The following is a 13332-nucleotide window of genomic DNA, read 5'->3' as shown; positions in this document are numbered from 1 at the left end:
AAACTCAATCATATATGGCAAAGAAAGACGAACTGGAATTTGAAGGTGGCATTGACAGCCCTTCGAAGCCAAACAACTCGGAAAAACTGAAGGCACTGCAAGCTGCCATGGACAAGATAGAAAAGAACTTCGGAAAAGGTTCAATCATGAAAATGGGCGATGACCATGTGGAAGAGGTTGAAGTTATCCCAAGTGGTTCAATAGGACTTAACGCCGCACTTGGCGTAGGAGGTTATCCTAAAGGACGTATCATAGAAATCTACGGTCCTGAATCATCAGGTAAGACAACTCTGGCAATACACGCCATTGCTGAAGCCCAGAAAGCAGGCGGTATTGCAGCATTCATTGATGCAGAACATGCTTTCGACCGTTTCTATGCCGCAAAACTTGGTGTGGACATCGACAACCTGCTTATCTCACAACCGGATAACGGTGAGCAGGCTCTCGAAATCGCCGACCAGCTGATACGCTCATCGGCTATCGACATCATAGTAATAGACTCAGTGGCAGCCCTTACTCCTAAGGCAGAAATTGAAGGCGACATGGGTGATAACCGCGTAGGTCTTCAGGCACGACTGATGTCACAGGCTTTGAGAAAACTTACATCTACAATAAACAAAACCAACACTACATGTATCTTCATCAATCAGTTGCGCGAAAAAATCGGTGTGATGTTCGGCAATCCTGAAACTACTACCGGTGGTAACGCTCTTAAGTTCTATGCATCCGTAAGACTTGACATCCGCCGCGCTACACAGCTAAAAGACGGTGAGGACGTGATAGGTAACCAGGTTAGAGTAAAAGTTGTAAAGAATAAGGTGGCACCTCCATTCCGTAAAGCTGAATTCGATATAATGTTCGGCGAAGGAATTTCAAGAAGCGGTGAAATAATCGACCTCGGAGCGGAGTTGGGTATCATCAAGAAAAGCGGTTCATGGTACAGCTATAACGACACTAAGTTAGGCCAGGGACGTGATGCCGCCAAAGTCTGCATACAAGATAATCCAGAACTCGCCGAAGAATTGGAAGGTCTTATTTTCGCAGCTCTGAAAGACAAGGAATAATCATCACCAGATAACTGAAAAAGCCATTCACGAAACAAGGCTCTTTTACATTTTCTATATAAAAAAATCGTAAAAGATAGAGCCATATATTCGTGGATGGCTTTTTTTTGTATAAATTTACGCTGTGAGTAAAATATAAAATTAATATTAACATATAAAAAATCAGATTATGAAAATATCGCACCTGTTATTATCTTCAATATTATGTTGCGTATCGCTTGCGGCACTTGCACAAAAAAAAATCCCATACCGTTTTGCTACAAGAGCTGAATCACAAATGCTTATAACAGACATTGACAACTTCACAAACAAACTAAACAGTTTCGATATTAATCTGCGTCTGGAAAAAAAAGACGGGAAAAAGTCTGAACTGCTCCGTTTAGCCATGAACGAAACAAAAAACTGGAGTGATACAGACAAGAAAAAAATAGAAACAGCAATAAAATCACTTCAATCGAAAATAGACAAGCAAAAACTTAAAATAAAATATCCGCAGGAAATCATTCTTGTAAAAACCTCAATGAAAGAGGAAATGAACGTAGCCGCTTACACCAGAAAAAACTGGATTGCTTTAGGCGAAGACTTTATACAGAATGCCTCAAACGAAGAGTTGGAATATCTCATAGCCCACGAAATGTTTCATGTATTAACCAGAAGTAACACTGATTTCAAGAAATCGGTATATTCCATTATAGGATTCAATGTGACAGACAAGGAACTTTTCTTCCCTATAGACATCACTGAAAAGAAAATTTCAAATCCTGATATAGAAAAATATGACAGTTATGCCGAGTTCACCATCGACGGTACAAAGCAGAAATGTTCTATGATTATATATTCCGACAAGCCTTATACATCGGGCGGACTCGACAACTATCTGAATGTTGGTCTGATTCCGCTTGACGACAACCTGTTGCCATTACGCGCCGACGGTAATACAATAATATATAATATAGACAAGGCTACAGACTTTTACGACAAAATAGGCAAAAACACACAAAATGTTATCAACCCTGAAGAGATAATGGCTGATAATTTTGCTTATATGCTTATACAGAAAAAAGATTTGCCTAACCCTGAAATACTTGAAAAGATAGCTGCCATACTGAAATAACTGCAAATAGTGGAATGAAAAGAATTGGGTTACTGTCCGATACACACGGATACTGGGATGAACGCTACCTGAAATATTTCGAAGAATGCGACGAAATATGGCATGCCGGAGATATCGGAGCAAAAGATGTTATGGACAGGCTAATGGAGTTCAAACCTTTCAGAGGAGTATATGGAAACATTGATGGGCAGGATATCAGAAAGATATTGCCTGAGACAAACATATTTACTATTGAAGGGGCAGAAGTGATAATGAAACACATAGGAGGATATCCGGGCAAATACGACCCGAGCATAAGGAATTTATTAAAAGTCTCCACTCCCAACCTGTTCATTAGCGGCCATTCGCATATATTAAAAGTGAAATATGATAAAGATTTGGGTATTCTGCATATAAATCCCGGAGCTGCCGGAAAATACGGTTTCCATACTGTACGCACATTAATCAGATTCGATATCGATAATTGTAAATTTTCAAATTTGGAAGTTATTGAGCTTAAAGATTAATTGCTAAAATATTTGTCAGTTAAAGAAATCTTTCCCAAATTTGCACTCGAATTATAAACACTTTTTATGAAAACGTATTTAGTCACAGGAGCGGCAGGCTTCATTGGTTCGAATTACATCAAATACATCCTGAAAAAGCACGACGACATAAAAGTTGTCATATTGGATGCATTGACGTATGCCGGAAATTTGGCTACTATTGCCAATGACATAGACAATGAGCGCTGTTTCTTCGTAAGGGGTAATATATGCGACAGTGAATTGGTAGAACGCCTCTTTGCTGATTATAAATTCGACTGTATAGTTAACTTTGCCGCTGAAAGCCATGTTGACCGTAGCATAGAAAATCCTCAGTTATTTCTTCAAACAAACATATTAGGCACACAAAACCTTATGGACGCTGCCCGCAGGGCATGGGTAACCGGTAAAGACGAAACAGGCTATCCTACTTGGAGAAAAGACGTAAGGTTTCATCAGGTTTCTACTGACGAAGTTTATGGCTCATTAGGAGCTGAAGGCTATTTCACTGAAACAACACCTTTATGCCCACACAGCCCATACAGCGCGTCAAAAGCAAGTGCCGACATGATTGTTATGGCATATCACGACACTTACAAAATGCCAACGACAATAACAAGATGCTCAAACAATTATGGCCCATACCACTTCCCTGAAAAGCTCATACCGCTTATAATAAAAAACATTCTTGAAGGGAAGAGACTACCTGTTTACGGTGATGGCTCAAACGTAAGAGACTGGCTGTACGTAGAAGATCATTGCAAGGCTATTGACCTCGTAATAAACAAAGGACGTAACGGAGAGATATATAACGTAGGCGGACACAACGAAAAGAAAAACATCGACATAGTAAAGCTTACAATCAGTACTATCCACGACATGATGGAACAACAGCCTGAACTGAGAAAAATCCTTAAGAAAAAGGAACTCAATGCAAATGGCGAAATTTCAATAGACTGGATTAATGATTCGCTGATTTCATTCGTAAAAGACAGATTAGGACATGACCAACGTTATGCCATTGACCCTACAAAAATATTCAATGAATTAGGATGGACTCCTGAAACAAAATTCGAAGACGGTATCGTAAAAACCATAGAATGGTATCTTAACAATCAGGAGTGGGTAAAAAACGTAACAAGCGGTGACTATCAAAACTATTACGAAAATATGTACAAGAACAGATAAATCATCCATTATAGAAAAAAATAACGGTGCAAGTTTTGACATTTGCACCGTTATTTTTTTATCAGAACTGGAAATAAATGAATGGTTGGATATCACTACTCTTTATCTGGATTACTACGAATACTACTATAATAATCAGTATTGCCTGAACAAACAGAGGCATCTTTACAACAACGTTTGAACATGCGTCCTGCCATTTGTCCGGACACCAATGCAAGACAAATCCTAAAGCCATAAGCAAGAAAACTTCACTATAGCCGGACACAAGTTGGGTGAACAACTCAGGATGAAAAGACGTGAATATCTGATTTATCATGGTCAAAGAACCATCGAATGTTGTATTGCGGAAAAATATCCAGCAGAAACATACAAAATGGAATGTAATAATTACCGCAAAGAACTTCTTTATTCCGCGGCTTTGATAATGCTTGTCCCTTCCCAACAGACTGCGGAAAAATTTATGTATGGCAAGAGCAATTCCGTGCAGACCTCCCCAGACTATAAAATTCCATGACGCACCATGCCATAATCCGCCAAGAAGCATTGTCAAAATAAGATTGATATATGTACGTATTTTTCCCTTACGGTTTCCACCCAACGAAATATACAGATAATCTCTCAACCAGGAGGATAAAGATATATGCCATCTGTGCCAGAAATCAGTAACACTGTCCGACTTATATGGCGAATTAAAGTTTATCGGGAAACGAAATCCCAACAACAATGCCAGACCAATAGCCATATCACTATATCCCGAAAAGTCGCAATATATCTGTAATGCATAACCATATATACCGAACAGGTTTTCAAGTCCGGAATATAGTCCTGGATTTTCAAATATTCGCTCTACAAAGTTTACGCTAATATAGTCCGAAATCACCGCCTTCTTGAACAACCCGCTCAAAATAAAGAACACTCCCTGACCGAACATTTCATTGCTCACGAACAAAGGCTTGCGTATCTGCGGAATAAAATCGCGCGCACGAACTATCGGGCCTGCCACAAGCTGCGGAAAGAATGATACATAAAATACGTAATCAAGCAGATTGTTGAGAGGTTTCAAATCGCCTCGGTACACATCAATAGTATAGCTTAACGATTGGAACGTGAAAAATGAAATTCCTACAGGCAGGAAAATATCCAACGGACTGAAAGTGCCTCCCCACAAAGGTGAAAGTATCTCATAAAAGAAATTAGTATATTTAAAATAACATAACAGACCTAAATTAACACATAAACTAATCAGCACCAAGAATTTGCGTCTTAGTCTTGACTCAGTGTGATACATTATACGCGCAAGGACGAAATCAGTCACTGTAACAATTCCAAGCAAGAAAAAATAAACCCCACTGCTCTTATAATAGAAATAATATGAGAATACTGACACAAACAGCAGACGTGCAGTAGTATGATTGCGAAGCAAAACATACACAAAACTGAATATAAGAAACAGAAACACAAACAGACCGCTACTGAAAATAAGCGGTTGTTGCGGATCGTATGTCAATACATCAAGAATCTTATGATAATCTATACCTAAACTTCCCAAAAAATCAATAAATCTTTGTGGCCACATAATCATTGTATGCTTTAATGAATGCTTCGTGCAATAATAATCCCTGAAGAGAATATCCATCACGGGTGAAATGTATCTTATCCCTTTGATACATACCTGCTGCTGACCAGTTCCTGCAAGCAAATTTCTCCCCTCCCACTACATCGTAGAGGTCCCAGACAGCAATGCCATTTTCCTGTGCGAAATCTTTTTCTGTTCTTACCACAAGAGGTGTACGGACATTAATTATCCTATTCCTCTTGCCCGACTTAATATACGCCCCGGGAGGAGTTGTAATAAGAAATTCCGCTTCCTTACACTCTTTTTTCAGTTCACCAATAAGACCGGCCATCTGGATACGATGTTGCGCAGCCCTATAGTTCCTTCCATGTGCCTCATTTGTTCCAAATGACAGAATTATAAGGTCTGGATTGAGAGAGGAAATCTCCTTTATCCTTTCAGGCTTATTGAACGATTCGCAGGTTGCGCCATTAACACCCATTATATGATAAACAATACCGGATCTTCCTGTTTCGTGGGCAATACCTGTAGTATTATATGATATATTATAGTCGATAACAGCTTCATCGCCGAAATCTTCTTCAAGCAATTTACGCATCTTATAAGGAAACACATGTCCCCTTACGTGAGAATCACCAATATGTACAATTCGGACAGGACGTTCCATTATCGACAGCTTTTCCCAGAAAACGTCCAGTGTACCTTCAGGATCTATTATCACATTCTCTGTAGTATCCTTAAACGCCGAAGGCATAGGACTTGATACAGCAATGAATCTCATAAGCTTCTCCATGGCAGAACTTGAATACACCGGTCCTGAGTTATAGTCACGCTTAGCTTTCTCCGGTATAACATCTTGCGCAAAAACGCCATACCAAGACAGCGAAATGGTTAACAGCAAAACCATTGTGAACCTTAAGTCAATGGAATTACTCCATTTCGTATGATTTTCTCTTTTCATATTGTTCCTTTCCATACATTAAAGCATCGTAAAGCAAACCTGCAATATGTTTTCCACCACGAAAATTAATGTGAGTATAATCATAATTGGCCATGGCTGGTTTGGCGTTGACCATTTCTACCATACTGCCATCTCCACCCATAGCATTAAACAAATTCCAGAATGCCACTCCTGTCTCTGCAGCAAGCATCTGCTGGCTTCGTATAAGAGCTTTTACACCGGGCATGGTCCTGAGATTGCCATTTTCATCTTTAGTTTCTCTGTCTCCAATACTTACAACAAGTATTGAAGTATCAGGAAAAGCTTTCTTTAAGTGTGCTATTACCGGTTTCATACCTTCCTTATAATATCCATAGTCAATTCCACCTTCGAAAGCCACATTCAGACCGAATTGAATTACCACAAGATCATATTTCCTCAGTTTATTATACCCTTTCAAAATTGAGACGGGAATGCCGAGCAACTGCTGTCCGCTACTTCCACGGGTACTGAAATTATCAAGTATTACTCCATTGTTGTCATCCATCGTAACGGCATAGAAAACAGCCTCTGGCGACGATTCGACTATACTCCATTTCACTTTCTTTATATTACCGTCAACAGTCAGACACTGAAGCGTACTGTCACCTTTCACTCGAAATTCTTCAGTTTCTGTATCGTTTATTTCTGCAGTTATATACAGCGAATCATCTGTAAGATAAAATATTGATGAAGATCCACATTCAGCAAGACATGAAGCATATTTCGAAGTAGTTTCAAGACTTGTATAGGCACCGTCGGATGCAGAATAATAATTATTGGAAATATCCTGTCTGGAACGAACAAAGTCAACAGAATCTGTTACATGATGTGATGTCCATCCCGAAAATCTGTGTTTTACCGTAGGACGGAAACCGGCAAACTTTGATGTCATTGACACATATCCCACTCCACGACCACCAAATTTCTGTTGAAGAAGACTACGCAAATCAGCAGTAAGAATATCACCCTCTATAAAAGAGTCACCAAAATAAGCGATACGCGCCGGACGATGACCTTTGTCCGCTTCTGAAAGCGCTTCATAAAAATGCGACATTCCGTGTGATGTGGAATCAGAATAATCTTCTATACATTCTATTCCGGACTTGCATGAGTCAACGAATAATGGTTTAACAACAGATACAACAGAAAAAGTATCAACAACAAATGAGTCAATAACCTTTACGTCACAACGAACGTCGGACAATAAATCAACCTTTCTTAATTTCTTATTTTTGATGCTTATCTCAGGTAAATAATGCAGTGCAAGCAGACCTGACGCAACAATCAAAGCAAGAAAAAAAGTATAATGAAGTCTATTTTTCATTTAAACAATATTCAAACAATCATAAAAAACGGTGCAAATATACATCATTATATCCATATAAAAAAAAGCCGGTACCAACTTGTGTCAGTACCGGCAAATATTCAATAATAGAGATTAATGAATAATACCAAGTTTTGATGACGAAACAAAATCAATAATCATATTGATATGCTCGCTGTTAGGAACCTGCTCTCTTATTCTCAGCAATGCATCATTTTGAGATGTATTTGCCTTGTAAAGTATTCTGTAAGCCTGAGCAATATGCTTAATCAATGTTTCCGGGAAACCTTCATGCTCAAGTACATGAGTGTTTATGCTATAGAATGATATAGGCTCATGGGCAGCAACTATAAAAGGAGGAATATCCTTTGTAAATCTACAACCGCCCTGTACTATCGAATAGCTACCCAAGCGGGTATTTCCCTGCATCAGAACATTCGAAGTAAGTATGGCGCGATCGAAAATCTTACAGTTACCCGATACTTGCGAACCGTTTCCTATAATACACTCATTACCAATCTCAACATCGTGCGAGATTCGCACTCCCTGCATAATAAAATTTCCGTTGCCTAACACTGTATCATGTTCAGCATGTGTACCACGTGTTATTACAGCATTCTCACGAATCACATTGTTATCGCCTATCCTGGCAATTGTATCTTCACCGGTATAACAGAAATCCTGTGGCACTGCAGCAATCACAGCTCCCTGATATACTGTATTACCATTTCCCATACGCGTGCCACTCATCAGACTGGCATATGGCATTATCACATTATTGTCGCCTATCTCGACATTCTTGTCGATGTAAGCAAACGGATGTACCGTAACATTGTTACCCAACTTTGCAGAAGGATCAACATAAGCTAAAGGACTAATCATGTGTTTATTGTTTTAAGGTTAATTATTCACGTCCACCACCAAGCGCACTATACAGGTTTATAACAGCCTGAATACGCTGGAAATTATCTGATACTTCAGTCAGTTCTGCACTCAGCAGATTTTGTTGTGCTGTAAGAATCTCAAGATATGTGGCTTCTGCACTCTGGAACAAAGCTTTTGTATATGTCACAGCTTTTTCAAGTTGTTCTACCCTACCACGATCCTCAATAAGTTTCTTTTGAGTAGTTTCATACAGACACAAAGCATTGCTTACCTCCTGCCCTGCTTCAAGAATAGTCTGCTGATAGTTCATGCGGGCTATCTCTTCTTCAGCTTTTGAAACTTTCAGGTTAGCCACCAGTTTACCGTGATTAAAAATAGGCTGTGTCAAAGAAGCCAAAGCCTGGAACATAAACTGTCCCGGATTAGCAACCTGGATACCCGAACCATTTGTCCATCCGGCAGTACCACCAATAGTGATGCTAGGATAGAAAGCTGAACGAGCCTGATTAGTAGTATAGTATGCGCTTGCAAGTGTCATTTCTGCTATTTTCACATCAGGACGGTTTTCCAATAATTGCAATGGCACTCCTGCTGTCAATTCATCAGGCATTACCTGATCAGTTAGTTTACCTCTCTCTATTGTCTGAGGGGCTCTGGCAAGAAGTACAGCCAAAGAATTTTCCGTCTCACGTACCTGGCGTTTCAAGTCGAGCAAAGAAGCTTCAACCTGATGACTTGCGGCACGCATCTGAGTTACAGCTGCTTCATTTACATATCCTGCCAGCTTCATAGCCTCCATAGCACGTACATTCTCTTTGTAGATAGCGGCCGTTTCTGTAGTTATTTCCACCTGACGGTCAAGCATCAGCAATGTATAATATACGTTTGCAATACCACAAATAAGCTGCGAACGTACAGCCTGCTGTGCATACTTACTCTGCAAATACACAGCCTGCTGTCCACGTTTAGCATTAAGTATCTTACCGAAAAGGTCTATTTCCCAGCTCGCTGCTGCAGGCAACTGGTAAGCTTTTGCCATATCACTGCCTCCCATAGTAGTCATAGTACCCTGAGGAGCAAGATTAATGGAAGGCAGATAAGACAGACGAGCTGAAGTAAGCATAACCTTAGCTTCCTCCACACGAAGCACAGCTGCCTGCATATCAACATTGTTTTGCAGTCCTTCTTCAATCAATGCCTGAAGTTTTGAATCCTTAAACACTTCCTTCCAAGCCAAGTTACCCATATTTGTAGTATCTGATACCAATGTATCATTAGCCGCAACAGGGTCTCTATAAATACCGGAAGCATCAATAGTATCAGGACGGTCGTAAGCCTTGTAAATGTGGCAACTGCTCAAAGCAGCAGCTGCACACATTGTCAATATGATTTGTTTCTTCATTATAGTCATAAATTATTTAGTAGTATGAGAATATTGTTCGATTTCCGCTTCAACTTCGCTTTCGTCAAGGCTATCCCATTCGATAGGCTTGAATTTCTCCTGAAGCCACTGGAATATTACGAACAATACCGGAACAATAAATATCTGGAATATCATACCTATCAACATACCACCGATGGCCGATGCACCAAGAGTACGGTTACCGTGAGCACCTACACCCATCGCAAGCATAAGCGGGATAAGTCCGACAATCATCGCGAGTGATGTCATAAGGATAGGACGCAGACGGGCTGAAGCACCAAGTACTGCCGCCCATGCTATACTCATACCCTGCTTACGGCGGTCAAGGGCAAACTCAACGATAAGGATTGCATTCTTAGCCAACAATCCCATAAGCATGATAAGAGCAATCTGCATATAGATGTCGTTTGACATTGTACCAATTATCATCTTTAATGCAGGTATGCTACCCAAAGCACTGAAACCGTTTACGAACAAGAAGCTTCCCAACAAACCGGCAGGAACTGAAAGCAATACGGCCAACGGCAATATATAACTTTCGTATTGGGCACTCAACAGCAAATATACAAAGACGAAACACAGAACGAAGATAATGGCTGTTGTACCACCACTGGTTTCGGCTTCCTCACGGGCCATACCTCCAAGTTCGTAACCGAAACCTGTAGGAAGGTTTTCTTTTGCAACCTCAGCAATAGCCTGAAGTGCCTGACCTGAAGTATAACCTGATGCAGGTGCAACCATCACCTTAATAGAAGTATAAAGGTTGAAACGGCTGATAACGTCAGGTCCGTATATTTTCTTCAAAGATACAAACTGAGTAATAGGAGCCATCTCGTTTCCGTTACGTATTTTTATACGGTTCAATGATTCCATATTCTTCGTAGCTTCCGGAGATGCCTGTATCATTACACGGTACATCTTACCGAAACTGTTGAAGTTTGATGCATACAAACCTCCGAAATATCCCTGCATGGTAAGCAAAATATCCCTTGGACTTATACCTGCTTTCTTACATGCGGCAGCATCAATATCCATCATGTATTGTGGGAAACTTGGGTTAAATGTAGTCTGTGCAGAGTTGATTTCCGGACGTTGCTTCAATGCGTCCATATAGCTATGTACTACATCATTGAACTTGTTCAGATCACCACCAGTTCTATCAAGCATGTTCAACTCGATATCACTTGAAGCCGAATATCCAGGAATCATAGGCGGTGTAAAGAACAATACCTGGGCATCCTTAATGATTTTTTGTGCTCGCATGAATAATGTTCCTACTACAACACTTGAATTTTGCATCAAGGAACGTTCTTCCCAGTCTTTAAGTTTGATAATCACAGAACCGTATGAAGGACCCTGTCCACCGATAAATCCGAAACCGGAAACAATAGTTCTTGAACTTACAGCAGGTTCTGCGGCAATCAGGCTATCAACCTTATCCATGATTTCCATCGCGCGTTCCTGTGATGTACCAGGAGGAAGTGTCACTGCACCCATAATAGTACCTGTATCTTCTGTAGGCACCATTCCTGTAGGAGTAGTGTTCATGAAGAATACCAATAATACTATAGAAACAGCTACCAGTCCCATAGAGAACCATTTCTTATGTATAAAGAATACAACACGCTTCTTATAACTGCTCAACAAAGAATCGTATGCAGCATTGAAGGATGTATGGAAACGGTCTATCATAGACATTTTCTTCTCGCCATGTTCAGCCTTATGAGGTTTCAAGAATAAAGCGCACAATGCCGGTGACAGAGTCAACGCATTCAATGCTGAGAAACCGATTGAAATAGCCATTGTCAAACCGAACTGACGATAGAAAGTACCGGCAGTACCACCCATGAAACTAACAGGAATGAACACTGACATCATGACAAGTGTAATAGACACGATAGCTCCACCAAGTTCACTCATGGCATCAATAGAAGCCTCTCTTGCCGACTTATATCCCTGGTCAAGTTTAGCGTGTACACCTTCAACCACCACTATGGCATCATCCACCACTATGGCAATAGCCAATACCATGGCAGAAAGAGTAAGCAAATTGACACTAAATCCGATAAGTTTCAAAACGAAGAATGTTGCAATCAAAGCAACCGGAATTGCAATCGCCGGAATAAGTGTTGAACGCATATCCTGCAAGAACACATAAACCACGATAAACACAAGCACAAATGCCTCAATCAAAGTCTTGATTACCTCATGAATTGAAGCGTAAAGGAAGTCGTTGGCATTTTGGGCAATATTGATTTTCAATCCTGTAGGGAGTGATTCCTGTGCCTTGGCAAGAACCTCTTCCAAGTCAGAAATAGTCTGTGTAGCGTTTGATCCGGCCATCTGGTAAACGATGACAGATACAGCCTTATGTCCGTTAACCCTATTATTAAATGTATAAGCCAGACGGCCAAGCTCTATCTCTGCGATATCACCCAAACGTAAGATTTCACCGTCAGGCAATGCCTTTACAACGATGTTCTCAAATTCCTCTGCTTTCTGCAGACGTCCTTTATACTTAATAGTATATTGGAATGTCTGGTTTCCGCGTTCACCGAACTGTCCCGGTGCAGCTTCTATGTTCTGTTCAGCAAGAACAGCAGAGATATCAGAAGGAACAAGTTTATATTGCGCCATGATATCAGGCTTCAACCAAATACGCATAGAGTAGTCCATACCCAACACATTGGCATCACCCACACCGTTTACACGCTTGATTTCAGGCACGATGTTAATGTTGGCATAGTTTTCAATAAACTCTACATTATATTCGTCAGTTTCATCGTAAAGAGAGAAAACCATCAACATTGAGTTCTGGCGCTTCTGTGTTGTAACACCAATCTGTGTAACTTCAGCAGGCAGCAAACCTTGAGCCATTGACACACGGTTCTGTACGTTGACAGCCGCCATATCAGGGTCAGTTCCCTGTTTGAAGTAAACACTGATATCAGCAGAACCGGTATTAGTGGCATTTGATTGAATATACATCATGTTTTCAACACCGTTTATCTGTTCTTCCAAAGGAGCAATGACAGAATTCAATACGGCAGAAGCACTGGCACCTGTATAAGTGGCCCTTACGGACACTGTAGGTGGTGCGATATCCGGATACTGAGTAATAGGCAAAGTTGCCAAACCTATAACACCCAAGATAACCATCAAGATAGAAATCACCGTTGACAGTACCGGACGATTAATAAATTTATCTAGTTTCATTCTTTTATTCTTTTTAAAATCTCATTAAATAAGATT

At 40.3% G+C, this 13332-nt stretch carries 10 protein-coding genes; 4 read left to right on the top strand and 6 right to left on the bottom strand.

What is annotated here, in order from left to right:
- Window positions 1–14: 14 nt before the first annotated feature.
- The 4 genes from recA (at window position 15) to rfbB (ending at window position 3890) form a co-directional block, all read left to right on the top strand.
- Window positions 15–1064, top strand: coding sequence for a recombinase RecA (recA, locus tag H6A27_RS07450; protein WP_204400875.1), 1050 nt, complete (start codon window positions 15–17; stop codon window positions 1062–1064).
- 169 nt (window positions 1065–1233) lie between these two features.
- A complete protein-coding gene (locus H6A27_RS07445; protein ID WP_204508164.1) occupies window positions 1234–2178 on the top strand; it encodes an eCIS core domain-containing protein in 945 nt (314 codons plus the stop codon).
- A 14-nt stretch (window positions 2179–2192) separates the two neighbouring features.
- On the top strand, window positions 2193–2684 hold the full coding sequence (locus tag H6A27_RS07440; protein WP_204400871.1) for a metallophosphoesterase family protein: 492 nt from the start codon (window positions 2193–2195) through the stop codon (window positions 2682–2684).
- A 66-nt stretch (window positions 2685–2750) separates the two neighbouring features.
- Window positions 2751–3890, top strand: coding sequence for a dTDP-glucose 4,6-dehydratase (gene rfbB / locus H6A27_RS07435; RefSeq protein WP_204400869.1), 1140 nt, complete (start codon window positions 2751–2753; stop codon window positions 3888–3890).
- Window positions 3891–3951: 61 nt separating this feature from the next.
- On the opposite strand, the gene H6A27_RS07430 is transcribed toward rfbB, so the two are convergent.
- The 6 genes from H6A27_RS07430 to H6A27_RS07405 form a co-directional block, all read right to left on the bottom strand.
- Window positions 3952–5466, bottom strand: a complete 1515-nt coding sequence (locus H6A27_RS07430; RefSeq protein WP_204400867.1) for an MBOAT family O-acyltransferase — start codon at window positions 5464–5466, stop codon at window positions 3952–3954.
- Window positions 5444–6427, bottom strand: coding sequence for a GDSL-type esterase/lipase family protein (locus H6A27_RS07425; protein ID WP_239469606.1), 984 nt, complete (start codon window positions 6425–6427; stop codon window positions 5444–5446). Before H6A27_RS07425 ends, H6A27_RS07430 begins: the two co-directional genes overlap by 23 nt.
- Window positions 6396–7772 carry an SGNH/GDSL hydrolase family protein gene (locus H6A27_RS07420; RefSeq protein WP_204508163.1) on the bottom strand — a complete coding sequence of 459 codons (1377 nt, stop codon included), beginning with the start codon at window positions 7770–7772 and terminating at the stop codon, window positions 6396–6398. The genes H6A27_RS07425 and H6A27_RS07420 overlap by 32 nt, the downstream gene beginning before the upstream one ends.
- 114 nt (window positions 7773–7886) lie before the next feature.
- Entirely contained in the window at window positions 7887–8654 is a 768-nt protein-coding gene (gene lpxA, locus H6A27_RS07415; protein WP_204508162.1) for an acyl-ACP--UDP-N-acetylglucosamine O-acyltransferase, read from the bottom strand.
- 22 nt (window positions 8655–8676) lie between these two features.
- Window positions 8677–10059: a TolC family protein gene (locus H6A27_RS07410; protein ID WP_420867848.1), complete on the bottom strand. Its 1383-nt coding sequence runs from the start codon at window positions 10057–10059 to the stop codon at window positions 8677–8679.
- A 12-nt stretch (window positions 10060–10071) separates the two neighbouring features.
- The gene (locus H6A27_RS07405) at window positions 10072–13296 is read right to left on the bottom strand and encodes an efflux RND transporter permease subunit (protein ID WP_204508160.1); all 3225 of its coding nucleotides are present in this window, start codon (window positions 13294–13296) and stop codon (window positions 10072–10074) included.
- Window positions 13297–13332: the final 36 nt, after the last annotated feature.

The organism is Bacteroides caecigallinarum, from assembly GCF_016902295.1.
Classification (GTDB): Bacteria; Bacteroidota; Bacteroidia; order Bacteroidales; family Bacteroidaceae; genus Phocaeicola; species Phocaeicola caecigallinarum_A.
The sequence above is the reverse complement of the archived record's forward strand: the minus strand, read 5'-3'. Positions and strand labels throughout refer to the sequence as shown.